The sequence below is a fragment of the Burkholderia sp. Bp9090 genome, assembly GCF_003857985.1.
Classification (GTDB): Bacteria; Pseudomonadota; Gammaproteobacteria; order Burkholderiales; family Burkholderiaceae; genus Burkholderia.
Genome location: NZ_QTPV01000005.1, coordinates 118,365 through 144,329 on the forward strand (window position 1 = coordinate 118,365; position 25,965 = coordinate 144,329).

Sequence of the window (25,965 nt, forward strand, 5' to 3'; positions counted from 1 at the left end):
CAACGAGGATTATTTTTTTCTGTCTCAATACCTCGATGCGGTCGGCATTATCCGAGATATATCCGACTTGGGATGCGCTTAAGCTTCATCGCCCGTCAACGGCAGAAAACGTGGCGCCACGCGCGCCCGAACGTTGCCGCTCGCATCGGTACGATAGATCCCGCGCGCCGCATTGTGCGGATGCTCCAGCGCGTCGGCCACGCTCAGCACCGGCGCAAAGCATGCGTCCGTCCCTTCGAGCAGCGCGCGCCAGTGCGCGGACGGCTGCTGTGCGAACACCTCCGCGAAACGCACCTTCAGCGCCGGCCAGCGCGCGCGATCGTACTGCGACGCCGGATCGACATCGCTCAAACCGAGCCGCTCGACCAGCAACGCATAGAACGGCGGCTCGAGCGCGCCGATCGTCACGCATTCGCCGTCCTCGCAGCGATACACGTCGTAGAACGGCGCATCGTGGAAGAGGCTCGGCTGCGCGCCATCGAGCTGCCCGTTCGCGCGTGCCCACAACGCGAGCGAGCCGAGCATCGACACGATGTCGACGATCGCGCCGTCGACCACGCGCCCCGGGCCGCCGCCGCGCACGTCGAACAGCGCGCAGACGATCCCGAACGCGAGCCCGAGCGCGCCGCCCGCATCGCCGACGACGGTCGGCGGCACGCCGGGCCGGCCGTCGCGCGGTGCCGACAGCGACAGCAGCCCCGTCAGCGCGACGTAGTTCAGGTCGTGCCCGGCGGCCGTCGCGAGCGGTCCGTCCTGGCCCCAGCCCGTCATGCGTCCATACACGAGCTTCGGGTTGTGGCGCGCGCAATCGTCGGGCCCGAGGCCGAGGCGTTCCATCACGCCGGGACGCAGGCCCTCGATCAGCGCGTCGGCCTGCGCGATCAGCGCGAGCGCCGCGTCGCGGCCCGCCGGCGTCTTCAGATCGAGTTCGACGATCGTCTTGCCTTCGCGCAGCAGGTCGCCGTCGCGGCCCTGCAGCGCGTCCGGTGCGCTGGTGCGGCCGGCCGGACGCGCGATCAGCGTGATGCGCGCGCCCATCCCGGCGAGCATCCAGCCCGCGAGCGGGCCGGGGCCGAGGCCTTCGAATTCGACGATGTGGACGCCGGAAAGCGGCGCATCAAGCGACATGCGATTCTCCTGTCGATCCACGTTAGCGCTTTAGCGCTTACGTGGATCCCATGCTTCGCGGTCGATCCACGTTAGCGCTTTAGCGCTTACGTGGTCCCATGCTTCGCGGTCGATCCGCGTTAGCGCTTTAGTGCTCACGTGGGTCCCACGCTTTGGGATCGATCTGCGATGACTCACGCCAGCTCGGATCCGTGCATCACGACCGGAGTGCGCTTCCGCGCACCGGTACGGTCACCGATCCCACGCGTTGAATAGCGAATTGCCTTCGTCACGCATGCGCCAAACGAAAAAATCCCTGCGCAGCGGGCCCGCTTCGCAGGGATCGGTCCGGTTCAGCGCTGCAGGGTTGCACGCACGAACCGCGGCATGCTCAGAACGCATCCCCCGGCACCCGCACCCAGCCTTCCATCAGCACGCGCGCGCTGCGGCTCATGATCGCCTTCGTGACGGTCCATTCGCCGTTCTCGAGCTGCGCTTCCGCGCCGACGCGCAGCGTGCCCGACGGATGCCCGAAGCGCACCGCATTACGCTCACCGCCGCCCGCCGCAAGGTTGACGAGCGTGCCGGGGATCGCCGCGGCCGTGCCGATCGCGACCGCCGCCGTGCCCATCATCGCGTGGTGCAGCTTGCCCATCGACATCGCCCGCACCAGCAGGTCGACGTCGCCCGCATTCACGCGCTTGCCGCTCGACGCGACATAGTCGGCCGGCTTCGCGACGAACGCGACCTTCGGCGTGTGCTGCCGCGTCGCGATCTCGTCGAGCGTATCGATCAGGCCCATGCGCAGCGCGCCGTGCGCGCGGATCGTCTCGAACTTCTCGAGCGCCTTCGGGTTGCCGTTGATCGCGTCCTGCAGCTCGGTGCCCGTATAGCCGATCGCCTCTGCGTCGACGAAGATGGTCGGAATCCCCGCGTTGATCATCGTCGCCTTCAGCGTGCCGATGCCCGGCACGGCGAGGTCGTCGACGAGGTTGCCGGTCGGGAACATCGAGCCGCCCGCGCCCTCTTCGTCGGCGGCCGGGTCCATGAACTCGAGCTGCACTTCGGCGGCCGGGAACGTGACGCCGTCCAGCTCGAAGTCGCCCGTCTCCTGCACCGCGCCGTTCGTGACCGGCACGTGCGCGACGATCGTCTTGCCGATGTTCGCCTGCCAGATCCGCACTGTCGCGACGCCGTCGCGCGGCACGCGCGACGCATCGACGAGGCCGCCGCTGATCGCGAACGGGCCGACCGCCGCCGACAGGTTGCCGCAGTTGCCGGTCCAGTCGACGAACGCGCGGTCGATCGCGACCTGCCCGAACAGGTAGTCGACATCATGCCCCGGCCGCGTGCTCTTCGACACGATCACCGTCTTGCTGGTGGACGACGTCGCGCCGCCCATCCCGTCGATCTGCTTGCCGTACGGATCGGGGCTGCCGATCACGCGCAAGAGCAGCGCGTCGCGCGCGGCGCCCGGCGCCTGCGCGGCGTCCGGCAGGTCCTGCAGCCGGAAGAACACGCCCTTGCTGGTGCCGCCGCGCATGTAGGTCGCGGGAATCCTGATTTGAGGAATGTGAGCCATGTTTGCGTTGTCCCTGTATGACCCGGTCAAGCCGCCTGCGACGATTCGAGGAAGTCCTGCGCGAAACGCTGCAGCACGCCGCCCGCGTCGTAGATCGACACTTCCTCGGCCGTATCGAGCCGGCACGTCACCGGCACCTCGACGCGCTCGCCGTTCTTGCGGTGAATCACCAGCGTGAGATCGGCACGCGGCGTACGCTCGCCGATCACGTCGAAGGTCTCGGTGCCGTCGATGCCGAGCGTCGTGCGGTTCGTGCCCGGCTTGAACTCGAGCGGCAGCACGCCCATCCCGATCAGGTTCGTGCGGTGGATCCGCTCGAAGCCTTCGGCGACGATCGCCTCGACGCCCGCGAGCCGCACGCCCTTCGCGGCCCAGTCGCGCGACGAGCCCTGGCCGTAGTCGGCGCCCGCGATCACGATCAGCGGCTGCTTGCGATTCATGTACGTCTCGATCGCTTCCCACATCCGCATGACCTTGCCTTCCGGCTCGACGCGCGCGAGCGAGCCCTTCTTCACCGCGCCGTCGACGACCGCCATCTCGTTGATCAGCGTCGGGTTCGCGAAGGTCGCGCGCTGCGCGGTCAGGTGGTCTCCCCGGTGCGTCGCGTACGAGTTGAAGTCTTCTTCGGGCAGGCCCATCTTCGCGAGGTATTCGCCGGCCGCGCTGTTCGCGAGGATCGCGTTCGACGGCGACAGGTGATCGGTCGTGATATTGTCGCCGAGCACCGCGAGCGGGCGCATGCCCTTGAGCGTGCGCTCGCCGGCCAGCGCGCCTTCCCAGTACGGCGGGCGGCGGATGTACGTGCTCTGCGCGCGCCAGTCGTACAGCGGCGCCGCGCGCTCGCCCGCATCGGCCGCGCGCGCGAACATCGGTTCGTAGACCTTGCGGAACTGCTCGGGTTTCACGCTCGACGCGACGATCGCGTCGATTTCCTCGTCGGTCGGCCAGATGTCCTTCAGCGTGACGGGCTTGCCGTCCTGGTCGTGGCCCAGCACGTCCTTCTCGATGTCGAACCGGATCGTGCCGGCGATCGCATACGCGACGACGAGCGGCGGCGACGCGAGGAACGCCTGCTTCGCATACGGATGGATGCGGCCGTCGAAGTTGCGGTTGCCGGACAGCACGGCCGTCGCGTACAGGTCGCGATCGACGATCTCCTGCTGGATCTTCGGGTCGAGCGCGCCCGACATCCCGTTGCAGGTCGTGCACGCGAACGCGACGATGCCGAAGCCGAGCTTCTCGAGTTCGGGCAGCAGGTTCGCTTCTTCGAGGTACAGCTCGACCGCCTTCGAGCCCGGCGCGAGCGAGCTCTTCACCCACGGCTTGCGCGTGAGGCCCTTCGCGTTCGCGTTGCGGGCGAGCAAGGCCGCGGCGATCACGTTGCGCGGGTTGCTGGTGTTCGTGCAGCTCGTGATCGCGGCGATGATCACCGCGCCGTCGGGCATCTCGCCCGCCTTTTCTTCCCATTGGCCGGCGATCCCGCGCGCGGCGAGATCGGACGTCGGCAGCCGCTTGTGCGGGTTCGACGGGCCGGCCATGTTGCGCACGACGCTCGACAAGTCGAACGTCAGCGTGCGCTCGTATTGCGCGTTGGCGAGCGTATCGGCCCACAGGCCGGCTGCCTTCGCGTAGGTCTCGACCAGCTTCACCTGCTCGTCGCTGCGTCCGGTGAGGCGCAGGTAGTCGGTCGTCTGGCCGTCGATGAAGAACATCGCGGCCGTCGCGCCATATTCGGGCGCCATGTTCGAGATCGTCGCGCGGTCGCCGAGCGTGAGGCTCGCGGCGCCTTCGCCACGAAATTCCAGATACGCACCGACCACCTTTTCCTTGCGCAGAAACTCGGTCAGCGCGAGCACCACGTCGGTCGCGGTGATGCCGGGCTGGCGCTTGCCGGTCAGCTCGACGCCGACGATGTCGGGCAGGCGCATCCACGATGCGCGGCCGAGCATCACGTTCTCGGCCTCCAGCCCGCCCACGCCGATCGCGATCACGCCGAGCGCGTCGACGTGCGGCGTGTGGCTGTCGGTGCCGACGCAGGTGTCCGGGAACGCGACGCCGTCCTGCGCCTGGATCACCGGCGACATCTTCTCGAGGTTGATCTGGTGCATGATGCCGTTGCCCGGCGGGATCACGTCGACGTTCTCGAACGACCGCTTGGTCCATTCGATGAAGTGGAAGCGATCCTCGTTGCGGCGATCCTCGATCGCGCGGTTCTTCGCGAACGCGTCCGGATCGAAGCCGCCGCACTCGACGGCGAGCGAGTGGTCGACGATCAGCTGCACGGGCACGACCGGGTTCACCTTGGCCGGGTCGCCGCCGCGCTCGGCGATCGCGTCGCGCAGGCCCGCGAGGTCGACGAGCGCCGTCTGGCCGAGGATGTCGTGGCACACCACGCGCGCCGGGAACCACGGGAAGTCGCGTTCGCGCTTGCGCTCGATGATCTGCTTCAGCGAATCGGCGAGGATCGCCGGATCGCAGCGGCGCACGAGGTTTTCGGCGAGCACGCGCGACGTGTACGGCAGCGTGTCGTATGCGCCGGGAGCGATCGCTTCGACCGCGGCACGCGCGTCGAAGTAGTCCAGCGACGTGCCGGGCAGGGGTTTGCGGTTGGCGGTATTCATGATGTGGGGCGGAATTCGGGGTAAGACGTTGCGCGCGCGCCGGCGGCCCGCATCACGGGCGCCGGCGCGCGCGGCCGAAGATCAGCGCTTCTCGATCGGCACGAACTGCAGGTCTTCCGGACCCGTGTAGTTCGCGCTCGGGCGGATGATCTTGTTGTCGACGCGCTGCTCGATGATGTGCGCGCTCCAGCCGGACGTGCGCGAGATCACGAACAGCGGCGTGAACATCGCGGTCGGCACGCCCATCATGTGATACGACACCGCGCTGAACCAGTCGAGGTTCGGGAACATCTTCTTCGCGTCCCACATCACCGATTCCAGGCGCTCGGCGATGCTGTACAGCTTCAGGTCGCCCGCTTCCTTCGACAGCTTGTGCGCGACGCCCTTGATCACCTTGTTGCGCGGATCGGAGATCGTGTAGACCGGGTGGCCGAAACCGATCACGACTTCCTTGTTCTCGACGCGGCGGCGGATGTCGGCTTCGGCGTCGTCCGGCGAGCTGTAGCGGCTCTGGATTTCGTACGCGACTTCGTTCGCGCCACCGTGCTTCGGACCGCGCAGCGCGCCGATCGCGCCGGTGATCGCCGAGTAGATGTCCGAACCCGTGCCCGCGATCACGCGGCCGGTGAACGTCGACGCGTTGAACTCGTGCTCCGCGTACAGGATCAGCGACGTGTGCATCGCGTCGACCCACGACTTCGACGGCGTCTTGCCGTGCAGCAGGTGCAGGAAGTGGCCGCCGATCGAGTCGTCGTCGGTTTCCGTCTCGATGCGCTTGCCGTTGTGCGAGAAGTGATACCAGTAAAGCAGCATCGAGCCGAGCGACGCCATCAGGCGGTCGGCGATGTCGCGCGCGCCCGGCAGGTTGTGATCGTCCTTCTCCGGCAGCACGGTGCCGAGCACCGACACGCCGGTGCGCATCACGTCCATCGGATGAGCCGACGCCGGGATCTGCTCGAGCGCGGCCTTCAGCGCGCTCGGCAGGCCGCGCAGCGCGCGCAGCTTGGTCTTGTATGCGGCGAGTTCGGTCAGGTTCGGCAGCGTGCCGTGCACGAGCAGGTGCGCGATTTCCTCGAATTCGCACGATTCGGCGACGTCGAGAATGTCGTAGCCGCGATAGTGCAGGTCGTTGCCGGTCTTGCCGACCGTGCACAGCGCCGTGTTGCCGGCCGTCACGCCCGACAGCGCCACCGACTTCTTCGGCTTGAATGCGCCTGCGGCGGCCGGTGCTGCTGCGTCTTTCGTCTCGCTCATGTTTCCGTTCTCCAATGGGTATCTGGGGTGTCACGTCGGCCGGGCGCGGCGCTCGTGCGCGCGGCCCGGCTTCATGCAAAAGCGTTCCGGGAACCGTGTCCCGGCGCGCGGGCCGCGTTACTTCTTGCCCTGCGCGAACAGTTCGTCGAGCTTCTGCTCGTACGCGTGATAGCCGAGGAAGTCGTACAGCTCGGCGCGGGTCTGCATGGTCGGCACCGCCGCCTTCTGCGTGCCGTCGCGGCGCAGCGTCTCGTAGAAATTCAGCGCGGCCTTGTTCATCGCGCGATACGCGCCGCAGCAGTACAGCGCGATGTCGACGTTCGCCTCGCGCAGCTCGTCGAGTGTGAACAGCGGCGTCGAGCCGAACTCGGTCAGGTTCGCGAGGATCGGCACCTTCACCGCGGCCTTGAAGCGGCGATAGTCGTCGAGCGTCTTCATCGCTTCCGGGAAGATCATGTCCGCGCCGGCTTCCACGTAGGCGATCGCGCGCTCGATCGCGGCGTCGATCCCTTCTGCAGCGGCCGCGTCGGTGCGGGCCATGATCACGAACTGGTCGTCGGTGCGCGCGTCGACCGCGGCCTTCACGCGATCGACCATTTCGTCGGTCGGCACGACTTCCTTGCCCGGACGGTGGCCGCAACGCTTCTGGCCGACCTGGTCCTCGAGGTGCACGGCTGCGACACCGGCCTTGATGAACGAACGGACCGTGCGCGCGATGTTGAACGCGCCGCCCCAGCCCGTATCGATGTCGACGAGCAGCGGCAGGTCGGTCGCGTTGGTGATCCGGTTCGCGTCGATGAGCACGTCTTCCATCGTGCTGATGCCGAGATCGGGAATGCCGAGCGAATTCGCGGCGACGCCGCCGCCCGACAGGTACACGGCCTTGAAGCCGACGGCCTGCGCCATCTTGGCTGCGTACGCGGTGATCGCGCCGACCACCTGCAGCGGCTGCTCGGCCGCGACTGCCGCGCGGAATTTCGCGCCGGCGCTCTGAAGATGCGTGTTGCTCATGAACGGCCTCCTGAAGGAATGACCATGAACAGCAAGGACCGGGCCAGCTCGTGAATCGGGGCTAACCCACTGATTCTTAAGCAACCGGCACGGGCGAGGCAGCGCCCGATGATTTCATTTCAGCAATTTCATGTTTCAAAAATGAAATCGCGCGCGCATAATCGGTCGCCATGGACCTCTCCTCGACCAAGCCCGTCGGCCCGGCCGACCGCACGGTGCGTCCGCGCATCTGGGCGATGGGCATCAGCCGCCTGCGCGACCTGTTTCGCGAGATCGCCGGCGAATTCGACGAACGCGCCGACGTGCGCATCGTCACGCGGGCGTACGAAGACGCATTGAGCGCGATCGCGGAGGCCGGCACCGCGCGCCCCGACGTGATCGTCGCGGCCGGCTCGAACGGCGGCTTCCTGAAAACGCGGGCGCAGGTGCCGGTCGTGGTCGTGTCGCCGACCGGCTTCGACGTGATGCAGGCGCTCGCGCGCGCGCGGCGCGACGCGTCGCGGATCGCGCTCGTCAGCGCCGGCGAGACGCCGCCCGAAGTGCGCCGCTTCGTCGCCGCCTACGGCCTCGACGTGCAGTTTGCGTCATATCAGTCCGCGCAGGAAGCGGAAGCCTGCGTGCACGACCTGCACGACCGCGGCATCGAGACGATCGTCGGCCCCGGCCTCGTCACCGATCTCGCGGCGAGCGCCGGCATGGGCGCGGTGTTCCTGTATTCGCACGCGTCGGTGCGCAAGGCGGTCGAGACGGCGCTCGAGGTCGCGTACGCGACGCACGCCGAGGCGTTTCGCCGCCAGCGGCTCGACAACCTGCTGCAGCACCTGCGCGACGGCGTGGTCGCGCTCGACGCGCGCGGCCGCGTCGAAGCCATCAACGAGCGGCTCGCGTCGGCGCTCGGGGTCGAACCCGCGGCGGCCGTCGGCCGCGCGCTCGTCGACCTGCGTCCGGAACTGCGCACGCTGCGCGGCGAGGACGGCGACGCGCTCGCGACCGTGCGCGGCGTGCGCTACGTCGTGCATCGCGGGCCGCTCGTCGATCGCGGCGTCACGTCGGGCAGCGTGCTGACGTTCCAGGAATCGCGCGCGGTCGAACGGCTCGACCGCGCGCTGCGTTCGCAGCCGAACACGCAGCAGTTCGCGGCGCGCTACACGCTCGACGACGTGGTCGGCGCGTCCGCGCCGATGGCGCGCGTGCGCGATCTCGTGCGCCGCTACGCGAAATCCGATGCGACCGTGCTCGTGCTCGGCGAAAGCGGCACCGGCAAGGAAATGATCGCGCAGAGCCTGCACGCGCTGTCGGTGCGGCGCAGCTATCCGTTCGTCGCGATCAACTGCGGCGCGTTTCCGGAGGCGCTGCTCGAGAGCGAGCTGTTCGGTTACGAGGAAGGCGCGTTCACCGGCGCGCGGCGCGGTGGCAAGACCGGGCTGTTCGAGGCCGCGCACCGCGGCACGCTGTTTCTCGACGAGATCGGCGAGATGCCGCCGTCGCTGCAAAGCCGGCTGCTGCGCGTGCTGCAGGAGCGCGAGGTGATCCGTCTCGGCTCGACCGAGCCGATCCGCATCGACGTGCGCGTGATCGCCGCGACGCACCGGCCGCTGCTCGCGGCCGTCGAGGCCGGCACGTTCCGCGCGGACCTGTATTACCGGCTCAACATCCTGAACGTCGGCCTGCCGCCGCTGCGCGAGCGCGCCGCCGACATTCCGGCGCTCGCGGCCACGCTGCTCGTGCAGGCCGCGCGGCGCGAGCCGCGGCTGGCCGAACGCGTGCGCGAGGCCGACGATGCGATGCGCGTGCTCGGCGCGACGCAGGCGACGCTCGCGCGCTACCGCTGGCCCGGCAACGTGCGGGAACTGCAGAACGTGATCGAGCGGATCGCGGTGGAACTGGCCGAGGAGGTCGACGAGCACGATCCGGGCGCCGCGTGCGCGGCACTCGCGCCCGATGCGCTGCAGGCGATCGCACCCGAGCTGTTCGCGGCGCCGCCCGATGCGGCCGATGCCGACGCCACCGACGCGCAGACGCTCCACGCGCGCCGCCGTCGCGCAGAAGCCGACGAGATCCGCGCGGCGCTCGATGCGTGCGGCGGCGATCGCGATCGCGCGTGCGCGATGCTCGGCATCAGCAAGACGACGCTGTGGCGGAAGCTGTCGGCGAAATAGGTTCGGGCGGGATGGGCGCGATCGACGGGTGACGCACCGGGACGCGCGCCGCCGTCAATCGGCCTTGTGATAGTGGCGGTACGCCTTCGCGCGATTGCCGCAGGACGACATCGAGCACCAGCGGCGGCTGCCGTTCTTGCTGTCGTCGATGAACAGCCACTGGCATACGTCGTTCGCGCAGCGCTTGACCTTCGCGAGGCGCGCGCCGCCCAGCAGGTCGGTCGCCGACCACAGCACCGGGCTCAGCAGCCCCGCGAGCGTCGCGCCCGCTGCCCCGATCCGCCACGCGTAACCACCATCGATCCGCGCGAGCGCGACGCGCGGCGCCGCTTCCGCCAGAAAACCGCCCAGCAGCGCGAGATCGTCGGCTTGCGGCTCGCGCCGCTCGGCCTGCGCGTGAAAGAGCCGGTACAACGCCTCGCGCAGCGCGAGCGCGCGCGTCAGCATCGCCGGCGCGTCCTCCTTCTCGTTCTCTTGTGCTTGTGCGCGACACGCGTCGGCCAGGCCGGCCGGCACGCCAGCCTGCTCGCGGCACCACGTGAACAGGTCGTCCAGCGTGCCGAAGGTTTCGGTCGGCACGTCGGCGCCACGCCAGTACAGCGTGTTCGCGAAATCGATGCTCAGCGTTTCCGACGGCGCCGGAACCAGGCAGTCCGTCGTGACGGAAGGTTGCGTTTTGCTCATGACGCGATCGTATCTAACCACCATGCCGGTTGACAAGCATCCGGACGCTTCCTAATATAACCAGCATGGTGGTTAAAAACCGGTTTGCTGCTGTGATGTCCCCTCTTTAGTTCAAGGAGCCACAGATGATCGATCGTTTTTCGCACGACGTTGTCCACACCGGCCGCAGCCGCGCGTTCCACGACAGCATGCTCGGCGCGCTTCGTCACAAGCGGATGGCCTGGTGGTTGTAAACAGGTTTGCTGCACTGATGCCCCCCTTCAGTTCAAGGAGCCACAGATGATCGATCACCTTTCGTTCGGCGTTGCCCACATCGACCGCAGCCGCGCGTTCTACGACAGCACGCTCGGCGCGCTCGGCTACAAGCGGCTGTACAGCGACGACGGATCCCTCGGCTACGGCACCAGCGAACCGGTGCTGTGGTTGCAGCACGCGGCACGTCCGGTCGTCGCCGATCCCGATTCAGGGTTGCACCTGTCGTTTCGCGCGGCGTCGCCGGTGGAAGTCGATGCGTTCTACCGCGCCGCGCTGCAGCACGGCGGACAGGACAACGGCGGGCCGGGCAAACGCGAGCACTACGGCCCCGGCTATTACGCGGCGTTCGTCGTCGATCCCGACGGGTATCGCCTCGAAGCCCATTGCGAGCTGGGCAACGTCGTCTGATCCGCCGAGTCCCAACGCGGATGAACGACAAGGGCCCGGTTCCGCGTCATGCGGAGCCGGGCCCTTGTCTTTGTTGCACCGGGGTCGGCGTTCGACTCGCGTCGGTCGCCGCCGGCGATCCGGCGACGGGTCCGGCGGCGCTGGCGGATAGCCAGCCGGTTACGTCCGCCAGCCTCGCCCGCGCCGCGCGAGCGCTTACTGCGCGTTGCGCGTGCTCTGTAACTGCTCGCCGAGCCCCGCGATCCCGAGGCGCACCGTCTGACCGGCCTTCAGGAACACCGGCGACGGCTTGATGCCCATCCCGACGCCCGGCGGCGTACCGGTCGTGATCACGTCGCCCGGTTGCAGCGTCATGCAGGTCGACAGGTAGGCGATCAGTTGCGCGACGGTGAACACCATCGTGCGCGTGTTGCCGTTCTGATAGCGGTGGCCGTCGATCTCGAGCCACAGGTCGAGGCGCTGCGGATCGGGCACCTCGTCGCGCGTGACGAGCCACGGGCCGATCGGGCCGAACGTGTCGAAGCCCTTGCCCTTGTCCCACTGGCCGCCGCGCTCGATCTGCCACTCGCGCTCGGACACGTCGTTGACGACGCAGTAGCCGGCGACGTAATCCAGCGCGCGCGCTTCGTCGACGTCCTTGCACGTCGCGCCGATCACGACGCCCAGTTCGACTTCCCAGTCCGTCTTCACGGAGCCCTTCGGGATGTCGATGCCGTCGTTCGGGCCGCAGATCGAACTGGTCCACTTGCCGAACACCACGGGTTCCTTCGGCACCGGCATGCCGGCTTCGGCTGCGTGATCGGCATAGTTGAGACCAATGCCGATGAACTTGCCGACGCGCCCGACGCAGGCGCCGATGCGCGGCTCGCCGGAGACGAGCGGCAGCGTGGCCGGGTCGATCGCGCGCAGGCGCGCGAGACCGGCGTCGGACAGCGCGTCGCCGGCAAGATCCGGCACGTGCGCGGACAGGTCGCGAATCCGGCCGTCCGCGTCGAGAATACCGGGCTTTTCCTGGCCCGACGGGCCATAGCGAAGCAGTTTCATCGTGCTCAACCTCTGTTGTCGAATGTGACAGGATACCGGCCGACGCGGCCGCTGACGGCCACGCGCCGGACTGAATGCCGATCGTCGATGACGCGCGTCGGGCCCCGAATCCGGCAGGCCAATCGACACGCGAGGCTCGCGCAGGCGCAGCGATCGCGGCGCCGCACCGGGTGCGGCGCGCATCGAACGGGCGGCCGCCGGTCTGCGCATCGGCGACGACGGCCCGGCCTCCGCGCCATGTGCCGGCCGGTGCCGGTCGGCTTCACGCGCGGCCGCACCGTCGCTGGCCCGCCGCTCTTTGTACCATCGGCGGCCCGCCGTGAAATGGCGCGCGACGGATACCGACTATTGGTGCGCCTGCGGAGATTGCACAGCAGCATCGGGGCCGCCGAACCATCCGGCTTTACGCCCAATGCCGCGGTCCTTCGATACCGAAAGATGAATGTCGAATATTTCTTACGACCCTGTCATCGGGAACGGCACGTGATCCGTTCTTGCTGGACAACGATCGGCAAAAAGACGCCGCATTGCACACTGAACGTTTATTGTCAGGCTCGTCCGGACGGCAGTCACATCCGCATGCGGCTTCGCGAATCTGCGTGCAAACCGGCCAGCGTGCGTCGCCAACCGATTGGCCATTCCCGGACTTCCTACCATGACGCAAACGACCAATAACCCGCTCCCCGGCAGCGACGCACGGGCGTCGATGGGCGCAGCCGACCGCTATCGCGCACCCGCCCTCGACAAGGGGCTCGACATTCTCGAACTCCTGTCGGAACAAAAGGAAGGGCTCACCCGCACCGAAATCACGAAGGAGCTCGGCCGCAACGCGAGCGAGATCTACCGGATGCTCGAACGTCTCGTCGCGCGCCGCTACGTGATGCGCTCGAGCGGCGGCGACCGTTACACGCTCAGCCTGAAACTGTTCGCGCTCGCGCACCGCCATCCGCCGATGAACCGGCTGATCGCCGAGGCCTTGCCGCTGATGCAGCGCTTCGCCGATGCGGCCGAACAGTCGTGCCATCTGACCGTCTACGATCGCGGCAACCTGCTCGTGATCGCACAGGTGGACGGCCCCGGCCCGTGGGGCGTGTCGGTGCGGCTCGGCTCGCGCGTCGGGCTTGCCGATACGGCGTCGGGACGCGTGATGCTGTCGTTCCAGGGTACCGAGCAGCGCGCGCACATGCTGGTCGAGCATCGCAAGGTCAAGGGTGAAACGCCGATGAACGAGCAGGAACTCGCGCACGCGTGCCAGTCCATTCGCCAGTCCGGCTACGTGCGCCAGGACAGCCGCCAGGCATACGGCGTCACCGACCTGAGCGCGCCGATCCTCGGCCCGGCCGGCCATGCGATCGCGGTGCTGACCTGCCCATACATGCGCCGGATCGACGCGCACATGGCGCCGTCCGTGGAGGTGGTCGTCGCAAGGCTGCGCGATACGGCAGGCCAGTTGTCGATGTGCCGCGCGGAGACTTGCTGATTGTTGTCGAGCGGGCGACCGGGTTGAAATTGGTCGGGCGAGCGGGCGGGCGCGGCGGGCGGTCGTTCGGTCAGCGGGTCGGGCAGGCCGGTGCGACGCCGCCCACGCGGTATGCGATGTGCGCCGGTCGCGCAGGCGTTCGTACCGGCATTCCGCAGACCGTTTCCGGATGCGCGGACGCCGCGCTACGCTAGAATAGCGGCCCTCTCAAAAACTACGGCGGCCGGCTGTCGCGGCCGTCGTATCCGATGGATGTCATGGCCAAACTTCTGAACGATCAAGAATTCCAGCGTTTCTCCGAACTTCAGCAGAAGCAGGCGAGCTTCACGATCACGTCCGAGGAAGCGGACGAGCTGCGCGACATCGTCGCGCGCGCGCAGAAGAAGCGCGACGATCGCGCCGCAGCGATGCGGGCGATCGAGAACTACATCGAGCAGTTCGACATCACGCCCGACGAACTCTTTTCGCCCGAGCAGATCGGCGACGCCGCACGTACCTACGGCCTCATCACGGCCACCAAGAAGGAACGCACGCTGCCGCCGTCGATCACGTTCAACGGCAAGCCGTACCAATGGACCAAGACGCTTCCGGACGACGTGCGCGGCGCGCTGTTCGATGCATTCACGGCCGGCGAATCGGTCAAGCGCTTCATCGCGATGCCGAAGGACATCGCGCGTTGCGCGCTGACGATCGCCCGCCTCGAGCGCGAAACCGGCGGCATCTATGCCGACGCGCACCTCGAAGAACTCGCGATTTCGCGTGAGCAGGTGAACGACGCGGCATCGAAACTCGCTGCATAAACGCTGCCGCGGGCACGGTTCATGCGTGCCCGCACCGGTGCGGACGCCGGCAACAGCCGGCGCCGCGCCAGCCGGAGCACTGCGTTCGCAAGCTCCCGAAAAGTCTCACCGAAGCGTCCCGTAAACGCTCACCCAGACATCCCGGAAAAGCTCACCTGAAGCCCCCGGAGATGCTCACCAACCCCTTCCCGAACGTTCTCACCGACGCCTCCCGGAGATGCTCACCGGGCCCTCCCGGAAAGGCTCACCAGGGCTTCCCGCAAGGGCTCACCGGCAGATCCCCGGAAAGGCTCACCGAGCGCTCCCGTATCGGCTCACTCGACAGCTCCCGGAAAAGCTCACTCGTGGCTCCCGAAAAGTCTCACCTTTGCTCTGTTTCCGATCCTGCGCATGCGAAATGCCGGCGTTCATGCGCTCGACCATGACACCCCGGAACCGGTGATACGCGGAGGTCATCGGCACACGCAACGCGCCCGCCGCGGATGCCGTGACTCGACGCGTTCGCCGTTTCCCGCCGGTCACCGAGCGACTGTCGTACCGATCCGCGCAATCGAGCGAACCAGTCGAACGATCGGCATGCCGAACGTCGACGAATTCGCTCGGCAGTGCCTGTACACCATCGACATCATGCATGCCGTACCGACTCTGCACGATGCCGCCGGACGTGCGAGCATGCTCACCCACGCGATTACGGTTGCAGCTTCATCCTGAACCCCACCACGCCGGGTTCCTCCGTCGTCGACACGGCGAAGCCGCACGCCTTCGCCAGCGAGATCATCGCGGTGTTCTCGCGCAGCGCCTCGCCGATCATCCATCCGGTGCCGCGCGAGCGTGCATAGTCGATGATGCGGGTCATCATCAGCCGCCCGAGCCCCTTGCCCTTCTGATCGGGCCGCACGGCGATCGCGAACTCCGCCGTCTCGTTGTCGGGATCGGTAACCGCACGCGCCACCGCGAGCGTGTGCGACCGGCCCGACACGTCGGTGAACGACACGATGAAAGCCATCTCGCGGTCGTAGTCGATCTGCGTCATGCGCGCGACTTGCGAATGATCGAAGCTGCGCACCGCGCCGAAGAACCGCATCCGCAGATCGTCCGGCGTCATCGCGCCGAGCAGTTCGTTGTGTGCTTCCTCGTCTTCCGGACGGATCGGACGGATCGTCACGGTCTCGCCGCGCCATTCGAGCGTCTGCTCGAGATGGCGCGGATACGGCATGATCGCGAGCCGGCTGCGCCCGGCCGCCACCGTGATGCGCGGCGCGACCACGTATGCCCGATCGGACAGCACGCGCAGCGTGACCGACATCGCGACGACTTCGCGCACGTCGCAAACGACTTGCGACAGTGCCGTCAGCGCATCGAGCGTGGGTTCGACGGGCGTGCGGCGCGCATATGGCGAACGCTCCATCACCGCGCGGGCGAGCACCGTATTCAACGGCGGCAGCCCGTACACGACGAACGGCGCCGATACGCCATCCGCCGGCGGCACGGCATAACGGAACACCGGGCCGAAGTTCGAATCGTCGTACATGTCGACCGTGACGTCGACGATTCTGGCGCCGGCCGATTCGTCGGCCGATTCGTCGGCCGGTGAATCGGCCGGCTCGCCGTGCAGGCCGAAGTGGGAGAGCCAATGCAACGCCGCTTCGCCGGCCAGTTCATGCTCGCCGGCCTCGACCATCCGTCGCGCCTCGGCCTGCGCGGACGCAACGCATTCAGCCGGCTGCGGCGGCGTGCCCTCGGGCGTCTGCATCAGCAACTGCCGCCCGAGGTTGTAGTCGACGAGCCGTGCGTATGCGCGCGCAAGCCGCTGCGGCGTGGTGTGCACGGGAATGCCGTTCGCGTGCAGCGCGTCGCGCGTCGCCGCGTCGACCGCGCCGAAGAAACACGCGAGGATGCCGCGGTACGCGTACTGCCGCGACTCGATCAGCGTACGCGCGACCGCGTCGGCCGGCGCGCTGTGAGACGTCGAATGCACGACGAACAGCGTGCCCGTTTGCGGAAACGGCGCGAGCGCCTTGATGGCGGCGCCGAAATGTTCGGGACGCGCATCGTCGCCGAGCGTCAGCGGATTGCCGGGCGCGGCCAGATGCGGCAGCGCGGCCGCGACCGCCGACGTGGCCGCCGCGGGCCAGTCGGCCAGCACGTCGCGCACCTCCGCGACCGCATCGACCGCGAGTTTCGCGACGCCTGCGTCGCTCGTCACGAGCGTCGCCGCGCCACGCGCGGTGACGCGCCCGACGCCGAGCGTCTCGATCTCGTCGAGCAGATCGTCGAGCGCATCGACACGCACCAACCCCGCGCGCTGGAACGCCGCCGTGTAAAGCGCGTCGCCGGGATCGGCGCGCCCGGTGCGCAGCGCGAGCACCGGCTTGTTGCGCGCCGCTGCCCGCGCAGCCGACATGAACTTGCGCGCGGCGCACACGGTGTCGAGTTCCAGCAGGATCGCGCGCGTGCCGGGATCGCTGGCGAGGTAGTCGAGCACGTCGCCCGCGTCGACGTCGGCTTCACGGCCCAGCGCGACGACATGCGAAAAACCGAGGCCTCGCGCATCGGCCCAGCCGAGTACCGCGTTCGTCAGCGCGTTCGATTGCGACACCCACGCGACGCCGCCCGATCGTGCCGTATAGGCCGGCGCGCCGAAATGCGCATGCCGCGCGGGCGACAGCACGCCGAGACTGCCGGGCCCGACGATTCGGAGCACGAATGGCTTCGCGGCCTTGAGCGTGCGATCGAGCGCGGCGCGATCGGCGTCGGTGCGCGCCTCGCCGACGATCACCGCGACGCGCGTGCCGATCTCGCCGAGCTTGCGCACGATGCCGGCCCACGTGACAGGCGGCGTGCAGATCACGGCGACCGACGGCGGCGCTGGCAGCCGGTCGACGTCGGCCACGACCGAGTGCCCGTTCAGCTCGCGATGCTTCGGATTGACGGGCCACACGGGCCCCTCGAACGCACCGTCGAGCACGCGCGCCCACACCATCGCGCCGATACTGCCCGCGCGCGACGATGCACCGACGACCGCGACGGACCTGGGCTGGAACAAGGCATCGAGATGGCGGACGGTCACATCGGCTCCATACGGTAACGAAAGACGACCCGACCGGCACACGGGCACGGATGGCCGTGCACCGGTCGACGCGAACTCCAAGCATAGGCGAACCCGATGCGGCTGCCTATATGCCGAACGGCCGACTGTGCGACGCGCATCAATGCCCGCAACATGGGCCGGTCGCCGACGCCTTCGCACGACGGAATGGGCGAAGGCGACACGATGCGGTCATTCGGCCGTCACTTCAAAGGTGAGGATTTACAGGAACCATGGTGAGCAAGTTCGGGAATTGCACGGCGCAATGCGCCAATGCGCGAGAGGTGAAGGCAATCGGCGATACATCAGCACCGCGGCGATCGACAACACCAATGCACGCATGCCGCGTAATTGCAGGGTTGTTTACCGGAATTCGCGGCGATATCCGGTCGAATCGCGGTGAATTCGCAAAACGGGATCCGTCAATCGCGCGGCATTGGCGTTCAATTCGCGGTTTCAAGTCGTGCTGTCGCCACCCAAAAACAAAACGGTGCGACGGCCGCATGGCCGTTCGCACCGTCAGTCAGCGCACGAAAGGTGAGGATTTTCGGGAGTCAGTCCTTGATCAGGAAACGCGCGCGGTTCTTGCCGAGCCATGCCGGCGCACGCCCGCGGCCACTCCACGTTTCGCCCGTCTTCGGATTCAGGTACTTCGGCGGCAACGGACGCTTCGGTTTCGCGGCGGCAGCAGTGCCGATCGGCCGGAAACCGAGCTCTTCCGCGGTAATGTCGAACTCCTCGATTTTCGCCCGAATGGCGGCAATCGCATCGGCAATCGCCTTTTCGCGTTCCTTGTCGATCTTTTGCTGAAGTCTTTCGAGCTGCGCTGTCAGTTGCCTGTAGGTCGCCATATTGGATGGGACTCCGTGAGTGTTATTCATGAAAAATAGCCGACTCCAAGCGAATGGAAAAGCGCTTCACCCGATTATGGTCTCCTTATCCAGGCATATCAGGATCAATAGCCGCTTTTCCTCTTGCATGCGAAGAGAAGATTTCGCACGGCGTCATCGGTCGATTGCTGGAGGACGTCGTATTCCCCATTGCAGATGGCGCGGGCATTGTCCGTGCAATTGCTCCAGTCGCTGCCGGTGCACTGCACCTGCGTAGTCGGGCGCCCGTCAGAAGTGAACAGCGGCGCCCCACCGCCGCAGCCGCCGAGCCCCGCAACCAGGGCCAACAATCCGGCCCGACGCCAATGCGTTCGAGGCCACCGACAGACCGACGCAAGCATGTGATTCATTGTTCTTTCCGTCAACCGATTTTTGAATGCCGCGAGTATGCCACGCACCGTCGTCACACGTTCAGTCCCGCGCTCGGTCCGGCGTCCGGTCCGGGCGTCCTCGCGTCTTGTACGGCACGGCCCGGTGCGGATCGTCGGTGATGCGAACGAACACCTGCTCGACGTCGGGGAGCGCGCCGAGTTCGCGCGCCAGCGCCTCCCGATCGAATGCCGGATCGGCGCACCCTTCGACATAGATGAAGCGCCGCTGCACGGTGATCCACAGGCTCGTGCCCTGCAGACGATCGGTGCCCGCGAAATGCGCTTTCGCCGCCTCGGCGATCGGCGCGTCATACATATAGGAATTCGGTTTCGTGCAGCGGTGAGCGAGCCAGCAGGTGGTCCCGCGCTCGGCGCGGTAATGCGCGTCGTCCGTCATCTCGGCACGCGTCATCCACGGGCCGAGCGGCAGCGGGCATTCCGCGAAGCCCCGCGACAACGCGACGAACGGATCGTTGTACCAGTTGCGCCGCACCGCAGGCGAATCCTCGTCGGCCGCCTGAGCGAACGAGGACGTCGCCGCCAGTATGGCCAGCCATCCGGCCATGCCGATTCGCTTCATCGTTGTCTCCTGTCAGGCACATCACCGGTGCCGTTCGTCATGTCCGGGCGCATCGGCCACCGCTTGCTACCGCTCGATCCCGAGCGCCGCGAGTTTCTTGTAGAGCGTCGCCCGGCCAATGCCGATGCGGGCGGCCGCTTCCACGACCTTCCCGTCACAGGCCGCGAGCGCGTCGATCAGGAACTGGCGCTCCCACGCGGCCAATGCATCGGCATACGAAACGACCGGCACACCGGCGGCACCCGATGCGTCGCCCGCGTCTCGGCCGAGCGGCAACGGAACAGCCCGCATGCCCGCCGGCACGCTGTCCGGCGCCACGCGCACCGGCCCGAGGAACGGCGCGAGCGCACCCGCATCGATCACCGAGCGATCCGACAGCATCAGCGCGCGCTCGAGCGTGTTGCGCAACTCGCGCACATTGCCGGGCCACGGGTACGCGCACAGCATCCGCAGCGCATCGTCGGTCAGTTCGCAGTGCGCGGCACGGCCGTGCTGCGCGGCGAGTTCCTCGAGCGTCGCATAGACGAGCGCCGCGATGTCGGACGCGCGCTCGCGCAAGGGCGGCGCGTGAATCGTCAGCACGTTGAGCCGGTAATAGAGATCCGCGCGAAAGCGGCCGGCCTCGACCAGCGCGGGCAGGTCGGCCGACGTCGCGGCGATGATCCGCACGTCGGCGCGCACGATCCGGTTCGAGCCGACCGGTTCGAACTCCTTGTCCTGCAGCACGCGCAGCAGCTTGCCCTGCAGCGGCAACGGCATGTCGCCGATCTCGTCGAGAAACAGCGTGCCGCGATCGGCCAGTTCGAACTTGCCGACGCGTCCCTTGCGGTCGGCGCCGGTATACGCGCCCGGCGCCGCGCCGAAGAATTCGGTTTCGAGCAGCGTGTCGGGAATCGCCGCGACGTTGACAGTCACGAGCGGCTGGAGCGCGCGCGCCGACGCCGCGTGGATCGCATGCGCGAGCAGTTCCTTGCCGGTCCCCGTCTCGCCGAGCAGCAGCACCGGCGAATCGACCTGTGCCGCGCGCCGCGCCTGCCGCTTGGTTTCGAGGCTTGCGGCGCTCGTGCCGACGAAGCTCGCGAACGTGTATTTCGCGCGGCGCGCCTGCGCGAGCGAACGCTGTGTCGCGATCAGTTGCTGCTGAAGCTGCGCGTAACGGGAAAAGATCGGCGTGAGCGTCTTCAACTGGTCGAACAGCGCGAAGCCGATCGCGCCGACCGTCTCGCCCGCCTCGTTCTTCAACGGCAGGCGCGTGACGACGAGCGGCTCGCGGCCCGTCTCCATGATGTCGAGCAGGATCGGCTGTCCGGTCGACACGACCTCGCGCATCAGGCTGTTCGGAATCACCGCCTCGCAGTCGAGGCCGACTGCCTGCTGCGGATCGGCGAACCCGAAGCGCGCCGCATAACGCTCGTTCATCCACACGACGCGCGCGTCGCGATCGACGACCACCGTGCCCGCACTCGAATCCTCGAAGGTCCGAAACAGCGACTCGGCGGCGCGCAGCAGCACGTCGCCGTAATTGACGGGCAGGCGCGCCCAGTCGTTCATCATCGTGTCGTCGTCTCCGCATATGCTTGGCCGGATGTCTCCGGAACGGGACGCAGTATCTCATTTTGGAGACACGCCGGAATGCCTTGTCCGGGAAAGCCCTGCCCGATTCGATGGGCTGTCCCGACGGCCAAAGCGTCTCCGGATGGAGACGATTTATGTAGAATCTTCAGACATTGGCCGGCGCGGGCCCGCCGGCCTGCCCCGGACCCATGTCCGGCGGCGCAATGCGGCCGATGGCACGAAATCTGCAGGAACCTGGGCCGGTCCGCGGCGCGCTCCGCGATCGAACAACAACCAAAGCCATTCCAAGCTATTAGGAGACTCCCTTGTCTTTCGTGATCGTCCTCGCCGCGCTGGCGTTCCTGATGTTCGCCGCGTATCGCGGCTACAGCGTGATCCTGTTCGCGCCGATCGCCGCGCTCGGCGCAGTCCTGCTGATCGAACCCGCCGCCGTCGCACCGGTCTTCTCCGGCATCTTCATGGAGAAGATGGTCGGCTTCGTCAAACTGTATTTCCCGGTATTCATGCTCGGCGCCGTGTTCGGCAAGGTGATCGAACTGTCCGGGTTCTCCGAGTCGATCGTGCACGCCGCGATCCGCTACATCGGCCGCTCGCGCGCGAATGCGGTGATCGTCGCGGTGTGCGCGCTGCTCACCTATGGCGGCGTGTCGCTGTTCGTCGTGGTGTTCGCGGTGTACCCGTTCGCGGCCGAGCTCTATCGCCAGAGCAACATTCCGAAGCGGCTGATGCCCGGCGCGATCGCGCTCGGCGCGTTCTCGTTCACGATGGATTCGCTGCCCGGCACGCCGCAGATCCAGAACATCATCCCGACCACGTTCTTCAAGACGACCGCCTGGGCCGCACCCGCACTCGGCACGATCGGCTCGCTGTTCATCATCGTCGTCGGCCTCGCGTACCTGGAATGGCGCCGCCGTTCGGCGATGGCGAAGGGCGAAGGCTACGGCACGTCGCTCGTCAACGAGCCGGAGCGCGTCGAAGCGACGGCACTGCCGAATCCGGCGCTGGCGATCCTGCCGCTGCTCCTCGTCGGCGCGTCGAACTTCACGTTCACGAAGCTGATTCCGCAGTGGTACGGCGCTGCGTCGTACACGGTCGCGCCGGACGTGCTGCCCGGCGTGCACACGCCGGTCACGACGTCGATCAAGACCGTCGTCGCGATCTGGTCGGTCGAGGCCGCGCTGCTGCTCGGCATCGTGCTGGTCGTCCTGACCGCGTTCAAGCGCGTCAGCGACCGCTTCGCGGCCGGTTCGAAGGCCGCCGTCGGCGGTGCGCTGCTCGCCGCGATGAATACCGCGTCGGAATACGGTTTCGGTGGCGTGATCGCCGCGCTGCCGGGCTTCCTCGTCGTCAGCGACGCGCTGAAGAGCATTCCGAACCCGCTCGTGAACGCGGCCGTGTCGGTCAGCTCGCTCGCAGGCATCACCGGGTCGGCGTCGGGCGGCATGAGCATCGCGCTCGCCGCGATGTCGGACCTGTTCATCAAGGGCGCGCAGGCCGCCAACATTCCGATGGAGGTGCTGCACCGGGTCGTCGCGATGGCCAGCGGCGGCATGGACACGCTGCCGCACAACGGCGCCGTCATCACGCTGCTCGCGGTCACGGGCCTCACGCACCGCGAGTCGTATCGCGACATCTTCGCGGTCACCGTGATCAAGACGCTCGCGGTGTTCTTCGTGATCGCCGTGTACTACACGACGGGCCTCGTGTAAGCCGCCGCATCGGGCGGCGTTCCGAGCGCCGCCCAACCCTGCCGGCCGCATCGACGCGGCCGGCGCGCCTTCCTCCCTCCGCGTGTTCCCGGCTGTTCGACCGGCCGGCATTGCCGCAGCGGCACCACGGCGCGATGCTTGTCGCGACGCGCCGCACCTTCCCGATACCTCCGCTTGCAAACCAGCACGGATCGCCGGGATTCCCATCCGACACTTCGTCCCCGACCGACCGGAATCGCTCGACGCCACATTGCGGTGCAGACCGGACGGCCTGTCGCCCGTCACGTGCCGCCATCCGGGCCGTCCGCTCCACCGTTCATTGTTTCCGGCAGCAGAACACTGCGTTGGGAGCGATCGCATTTTTCCCGCGCGTGGTCGGGCCTACACTGCTTTCAACCGCCGCCGCTTCGTCAAACGAAGTCCGGCCGCCCAGCTGGAAACATGGAGGTCACGATCATGAAGCGCCTGATTCACGCAGTTGCCGTTGCCCTGGCTATATCCGCCCCGCTCGCCGCGCAAGCGCAGTCGAACCCGCCGCTCACGCGCGCGCAGGTCCGCGCCGAAGTGAAGGCGCTCAAGCAGGCCGGCTTCCAGCCGAGCGACTGGTTCTATCCGGCCAGCATCGTTTCCGCCGAAGCGAAGATCGCCCGCCAGCAAGGTGCCGGATATGACAACGACCGCGGTGCATCACCGGAGTCGGCCCGGTAATCGCCGCAACGACGCGGCCGCCCCGCCCGACCGCTCCGTCGCGAGCCGTCACGCCTTCACCGGCTCGATCAGTTTCGCGCATGGCGCTGCCTGCGGGTCGCCCGCCGGCAGCTTCGCGCACACTCCGTCGAACTGCTTCACGACCGACCTGACCGACGCATCGTGCGCGCCGCCGCCGCGCCAGCGATTCAGCTGCGTGACGACCTTGGTCAGCGCACGCAGGTTCGCCCCATAAAACGCATCCTTGGTCTTGCCGGCCTGCGCGAGCACGCTCGCGGCGATCGCTTCGATCCGTGCAGAATCGTCCGGCGCCAGCGCGACCGCATTCGCGAAATAGGTCGCGCCCCAGCGCAGCTTGGTCGCCGGTCCGCTCGCCGAGTCGTATGCCTTGCGGTACCAGTCGAGCGCCGCGGCCTTGTCGCCGCGCGCCTTCGCATTCGCGGCCAACCCCGACATGAAGTAGTACGGCGTCGCCGAACGCGGCAACTCGGCCTTCAGCAAGACGTCGGATTCGTCGTACAGCCCAGCGTCGGTCAGCGTGTCCGCCGCTTCGCTGACGAGCGCCTGCCGCTCGTACGCGTTCGCGGCGCCCTGCACCGATGCGGCAATCTGCTTGCGCGCGGTATCGACCAGCGCCGGCGCGGCGAGCGGCGCGCCGGCGTGCGCGTCGTTGCGCGCGAGCAGCACGCGGCCGTGCAGCGCCATCAGCCGGTCGATCGACGACAGCGTCGAATCGGTCGACAGGCGGGCGAGCGCCGTGTCGTACGCGTCGCGCAGCGTCGTGCGCTGCGCGGCGTCGCCGCCGAGGTATGCGACCACGCGCGCGGGCGCCGCGACCAGCACGTCCGAATCCGCCCGCGCCAGCGCCGGTTCGCGCAGCACCGCGCGCAGCGCGTCGGCGAGCGCCGCCTTGTCGAGCGCGCCGGCCTGTGCGGGATCGTCAGATGCCGCCACCACCGCCGACTTCAGCGCGAAGCGCGCGGCGTCCGCCTTCGCGCCGGCGGCACGCGCACGTTGCGACAGCGTCTGCAGCGTCAGCGCGACACGATCGGCCGGCACCGGCAGCGCGCCGTCGGTGTCCCAGGAATAGTCGGCCAGCAGATGCCATTCGGCCCGCGTCAGCGCCGCGCCGTTGTTCAGCGCGGTCGAGAGCGTCTGCCGCACCGGATGCGCGGCCGTCATCCCGAGCGACAGCGCCTGCATGTAGCGCTCGAGATCGGCCTCGCCCGGCAGCCGCGTCACTTCGGTGCCGTCCGGACGGAACAGGATCATCGTCGGATAGCCGTGCACCTTGAAGCGCTCGCCGAGCTTCTGCGCGCTTTCGGTATCGCCGTCGAGATACACGGGCACGAAGAACGACGAGCGAGCCTTGAATGCCTGCTGGCTGAAGATCGTCGACTTCACCTGGTTGCACGACGGGCACCATACGGCACCCCAGTACAGCAGCAGCGGCTTGCCGGTGCGCTTCGCGAGCGCGAACGCGGCATCGACGTCGCCCTGCTGCCAAGCGATGCCGGGCGGCAGATGCGCGCCGCCGCTCGACGGGCCCGATACGGGAGCGCCCTGCGGCGCGTTGGTGGCAAACGCCGCACCCGCGGCGGCGAACAGGCAGGCTGCAGTCAGGTTACGGAGGACGGTTTTCATCAAGGCGGGTTCCGTTGAAAGAGACGGTTGCGGATAGCGGCGTCGCGCGACGGCGGAACCGGTACGCTGCGATGGCCGGCCCTTGCGCACGAAACGGCGAAGCGAAAACACGACGAAGCGATGCAACAACGAAGGGCATCGACGGATGGCACGACGCATGCCGGCATCGGCCGTGGGCATCGCGTAGGGATCACGCAGGCATCGATGCGAAAGGCCCAGACCGGCCGCTGCATGCGCACACCGCGCAGCCGTACCAACCGCGACAACCACGGCGACCGGCAAATCATTTGACGATACGATTCTCGCCGCCGGTTGAAAACGAACGAATTCTCGAATGGATATGAAGCGTGACGTCGCCGACGTGCGCGCCTGGGCGGTCGACGCGACCACTCACTGCGCTGCATGCGGCGCTGCATTGACTGCCGTCGGTCGCTGCACGCGATCGGGTACACGGAGGCAGGCACGACAAGGCGCACGGCATGGCCAATACATGCACATGCCGCGGCCGATGCAACGACGCGCCGGCCCGCACGCGCTTCAGCACGCGTCCATCACTGCCGCCCCTTGATCCGCGCCATCTGAAACACCGATGCATACGCACCGTCGCGCAGCGCATAGTCCGGCGCCTCGCCTTCTATCCGGAAGCCGTGCTTTTCGTACAGTGCGATCGCCGCCGGATTGTCGATGAAACCGACAGCGACGCCAGCTTCTCCCGCCGCATGGCCGGCCGCGTCGAAACGGGCCGCCACTCGGTCAGCGACCCGGCGATGGGCCTCGCCGACCGCTTCTGACGGCACCCGCGCCTCCCGGCCGCGCACCGGCCGGGCGCCGGGCGCGGATCGGTCCGATCCGGCCAAAACGCCCGCCCGGCGCGGCTCAAACATCAGAAGGATGGCCGGTGCAGCCCTCATTCAGGGACCACGAAAATGCTCCGTGTTGTGGCCCATTCGCGTTAAACTTCGTCAAGCTGCATTCAACAACGACATCTTCGCCAA

The 25,965-nt window shown here is 67.7% G+C and carries 19 protein-coding genes and 1 pseudogene; 6 read left to right on the forward strand and 14 right to left on the reverse strand.

Annotated features, from left to right (window positions below):
• Positions 1-78 precede the first annotated feature (78 nt).
• The 5 genes from DIE16_RS07050 to prpB all read right to left on the reverse strand — a co-directional run bounded on the left by DIE16_RS07050 (position 79) and on the right by prpB (position 7,575).
• Positions 79-1,128 (reverse strand): CaiB/BaiF CoA-transferase family protein, encoded by a 1,050-nt coding sequence (locus DIE16_RS07050; RefSeq protein WP_124520081.1) that lies wholly within the window; start codon positions 1,126-1,128, stop codon positions 79-81.
• Between the two features lie 370 nt (positions 1,129-1,498).
• A complete protein-coding gene (gene prpF, locus DIE16_RS07055) occupies positions 1,499-2,689 on the reverse strand; it encodes a 2-methylaconitate cis-trans isomerase PrpF (RefSeq protein ID WP_124520083.1) in 1,191 nt (396 codons plus the stop codon).
• Between the two features lie 26 nt (positions 2,690-2,715).
• Complete coding sequence (acnD, locus tag DIE16_RS07060) at positions 2,716-5,310, reverse strand: Fe/S-dependent 2-methylisocitrate dehydratase AcnD (protein WP_124520085.1); 2,595 nt, start codon at positions 5,308-5,310, stop codon at positions 2,716-2,718.
• Positions 5,311-5,391: 81 nt separating this feature from the next.
• Positions 5,392-6,564 carry a 2-methylcitrate synthase gene (prpC, locus tag DIE16_RS07065; RefSeq protein ID WP_044845011.1) on the reverse strand — a complete coding sequence of 391 codons (1,173 nt, stop codon included), beginning with the start codon at positions 6,562-6,564 and terminating at the stop codon, positions 5,392-5,394.
• A gap of 117 nt (positions 6,565-6,681) precedes the next feature.
• Positions 6,682-7,575, reverse strand: a complete 894-nt coding sequence (gene prpB / locus DIE16_RS07070) for a methylisocitrate lyase (RefSeq protein WP_044845010.1) — start codon at positions 7,573-7,575, stop codon at positions 6,682-6,684.
• Between the two features lie 170 nt (positions 7,576-7,745).
• Here prpB and prpR point away from each other — a divergent pair, with 170 nt between their 5' ends.
• Positions 7,746-9,734, forward strand: a complete 1,989-nt coding sequence (gene prpR / locus DIE16_RS07075; RefSeq protein ID WP_124520087.1) for a propionate catabolism operon regulatory protein PrpR — start codon at positions 7,746-7,748, stop codon at positions 9,732-9,734.
• A gap of 54 nt (positions 9,735-9,788) precedes the next feature.
• Here the strand turns inward: prpR and DIE16_RS07080 are convergent, their stop codons facing one another.
• The gene (locus tag DIE16_RS07080; RefSeq protein ID WP_124520089.1) at positions 9,789-10,442 is read right to left on the reverse strand and encodes an ABATE domain-containing protein; all 654 of its coding nucleotides are present in this window, start codon (positions 10,440-10,442) and stop codon (positions 9,789-9,791) included.
• Positions 10,443-10,697: 255 nt separating this feature from the next.
• On the opposite strand from DIE16_RS07080, the gene DIE16_RS07085 reads away from it, so the two are divergent.
• The gene (locus DIE16_RS07085) at positions 10,698-11,081 is read left to right on the forward strand and encodes a VOC family protein (protein ID WP_044845007.1); all 384 of its coding nucleotides are present in this window, start codon (positions 10,698-10,700) and stop codon (positions 11,079-11,081) included.
• 195 nt (positions 11,082-11,276) lie between these two features.
• On the opposite strand, the gene DIE16_RS07090 is transcribed toward DIE16_RS07085, so the two are convergent.
• The gene (locus DIE16_RS07090) at positions 11,277-12,125 is read right to left on the reverse strand and encodes an ureidoglycolate lyase (RefSeq protein ID WP_044845006.1); all 849 of its coding nucleotides are present in this window, start codon (positions 12,123-12,125) and stop codon (positions 11,277-11,279) included.
• A 655-nt stretch (positions 12,126-12,780) separates the two neighbouring features.
• On the opposite strand from DIE16_RS07090, the gene DIE16_RS07100 reads away from it, so the two are divergent.
• Positions 12,781-13,605, forward strand: coding sequence for an IclR family transcriptional regulator (locus DIE16_RS07100; RefSeq protein ID WP_185500306.1), 825 nt, complete (start codon positions 12,781-12,783; stop codon positions 13,603-13,605).
• Between the two features lie 248 nt (positions 13,606-13,853).
• A complete protein-coding gene (locus DIE16_RS07105; RefSeq protein ID WP_044845005.1) occupies positions 13,854-14,405 on the forward strand; it encodes a hypothetical protein in 552 nt (183 codons plus the stop codon).
• Between the two features lie 688 nt (positions 14,406-15,093).
• Here the strand turns inward: DIE16_RS07105 and DIE16_RS07110 are convergent.
• The 5 genes from DIE16_RS07110 to DIE16_RS07130 form a co-directional block, all read right to left on the reverse strand.
• Positions 15,094-17,475 (reverse strand): GNAT family N-acetyltransferase, encoded by a 2,382-nt coding sequence (locus DIE16_RS07110; protein ID WP_124486054.1) that lies wholly within the window; start codon positions 17,473-17,475, stop codon positions 15,094-15,096.
• A 572-nt stretch (positions 17,476-18,047) separates the two neighbouring features.
• On the reverse strand, positions 18,048-18,344 hold the full coding sequence (locus DIE16_RS07115) for an H-NS family nucleoid-associated regulatory protein (RefSeq protein ID WP_044845003.1): 297 nt from the start codon (positions 18,342-18,344) through the stop codon (positions 18,048-18,050).
• 104 nt (positions 18,345-18,448) lie between these two features.
• Positions 18,449-18,733 (reverse strand): hypothetical protein, encoded by a 285-nt coding sequence (locus DIE16_RS37025; protein ID WP_235879175.1) that lies wholly within the window; start codon positions 18,731-18,733, stop codon positions 18,449-18,451.
• A gap of 61 nt (positions 18,734-18,794) precedes the next feature.
• Positions 18,795-19,334, reverse strand: coding sequence for a BON domain-containing protein (locus tag DIE16_RS07125; RefSeq protein WP_124520091.1), 540 nt, complete (start codon positions 19,332-19,334; stop codon positions 18,795-18,797).
• A 66-nt stretch (positions 19,335-19,400) separates the two neighbouring features.
• A complete protein-coding gene (locus DIE16_RS07130; RefSeq protein ID WP_124520093.1) occupies positions 19,401-20,888 on the reverse strand; it encodes a sigma-54-dependent Fis family transcriptional regulator in 1,488 nt (495 codons plus the stop codon).
• A gap of 326 nt (positions 20,889-21,214) precedes the next feature.
• Here DIE16_RS07130 and DIE16_RS07135 point away from each other — a divergent pair, with 326 nt between their 5' ends.
• Positions 21,215-22,618: a GntP family permease gene (locus DIE16_RS07135; RefSeq protein ID WP_044845000.1), complete on the forward strand. Its 1,404-nt coding sequence runs from the start codon at positions 21,215-21,217 to the stop codon at positions 22,616-22,618.
• Positions 22,619-23,074: 456 nt separating this feature from the next.
• Complete coding sequence (locus DIE16_RS07140) at positions 23,075-23,326, forward strand: DUF4148 domain-containing protein (RefSeq protein WP_124520095.1); 252 nt, start codon at positions 23,075-23,077, stop codon at positions 23,324-23,326.
• Between the two features lie 48 nt (positions 23,327-23,374).
• Here the strand turns inward: DIE16_RS07140 and DIE16_RS07145 are convergent, their stop codons facing one another.
• On the reverse strand, positions 23,375-24,970 hold the full coding sequence (locus tag DIE16_RS07145; protein ID WP_124520097.1) for a thioredoxin family protein: 1,596 nt from the start codon (positions 24,968-24,970) through the stop codon (positions 23,375-23,377).
• Positions 24,971-25,521: 551 nt separating this feature from the next.
• Positions 25,522-25,659, reverse strand: a pseudogene (locus DIE16_RS07150) (GNAT family N-acetyltransferase); the annotation flags it as partial.
• Positions 25,660-25,965 lie beyond the last annotated feature (306 nt).

Coding starts and splice junctions, on each gene's coding strand:
- DIE16_RS07050 (WP_124520081.1), bottom strand. CDS start 1,128: ATGTCGCTTGATGCGCCGCTTTCCGGCGTCCACATCGTCGAATTCGAA.
- prpF (WP_124520083.1), bottom strand. CDS start 2,689: ATGGCTCACATTCCTCAAATCAGGATTCCCGCGACCTACATGCGCGGC.
- acnD (WP_124520085.1), bottom strand. CDS start 5,310: ATGAATACCGCCAACCGCAAACCCCTGCCCGGCACGTCGCTGGACTAC.
- prpC (WP_044845011.1), bottom strand. CDS start 6,564: ATGAGCGAGACGAAAGACGCAGCAGCACCGGCCGCCGCAGGCGCATTC.
- prpB (WP_044845010.1), bottom strand. CDS start 7,575: ATGAGCAACACGCATCTTCAGAGCGCCGGCGCGAAATTCCGCGCGGCA.
- prpR (WP_124520087.1), top strand. CDS start 7,746: ATGGACCTCTCCTCGACCAAGCCCGTCGGCCCGGCCGACCGCACGGTG.
- DIE16_RS07080 (WP_124520089.1), bottom strand. CDS start 10,442: ATGGTGGTTAGATACGATCGCGTCATGAGCAAAACGCAACCTTCCGTC.
- DIE16_RS07085 (WP_044845007.1), top strand. CDS start 10,698: ATGATCGATCACCTTTCGTTCGGCGTTGCCCACATCGACCGCAGCCGC.
- DIE16_RS07090 (WP_044845006.1), bottom strand. CDS start 12,125: ATGAAACTGCTTCGCTATGGCCCGTCGGGCCAGGAAAAGCCCGGTATT.
- DIE16_RS07100 (WP_185500306.1), top strand. CDS start 12,781: ATGACGCAAACGACCAATAACCCGCTCCCCGGCAGCGACGCACGGGCG.
- DIE16_RS07105 (WP_044845005.1), top strand. CDS start 13,854: ATGGATGTCATGGCCAAACTTCTGAACGATCAAGAATTCCAGCGTTTC.
- DIE16_RS07115 (WP_044845003.1), bottom strand. CDS start 18,344: ATGGCGACCTACAGGCAACTGACAGCGCAGCTCGAAAGACTTCAGCAA.
- DIE16_RS37025 (WP_235879175.1), bottom strand. CDS start 18,733: ATGAATCACATGCTTGCGTCGGTCTGTCGGTGGCCTCGAACGCATTGG.
- DIE16_RS07125 (WP_124520091.1), bottom strand. CDS start 19,334: ATGAAGCGAATCGGCATGGCCGGATGGCTGGCCATACTGGCGGCGACG.
- DIE16_RS07130 (WP_124520093.1), bottom strand. CDS start 20,888: ATGATGAACGACTGGGCGCGCCTGCCCGTCAATTACGGCGACGTGCTG.
- DIE16_RS07140 (WP_124520095.1), top strand. CDS start 23,075: ATGAAGCGCCTGATTCACGCAGTTGCCGTTGCCCTGGCTATATCCGCC.
- DIE16_RS07145 (WP_124520097.1), bottom strand. CDS start 24,970: ATGAAAACCGTCCTCCGTAACCTGACTGCAGCCTGCCTGTTCGCCGCC.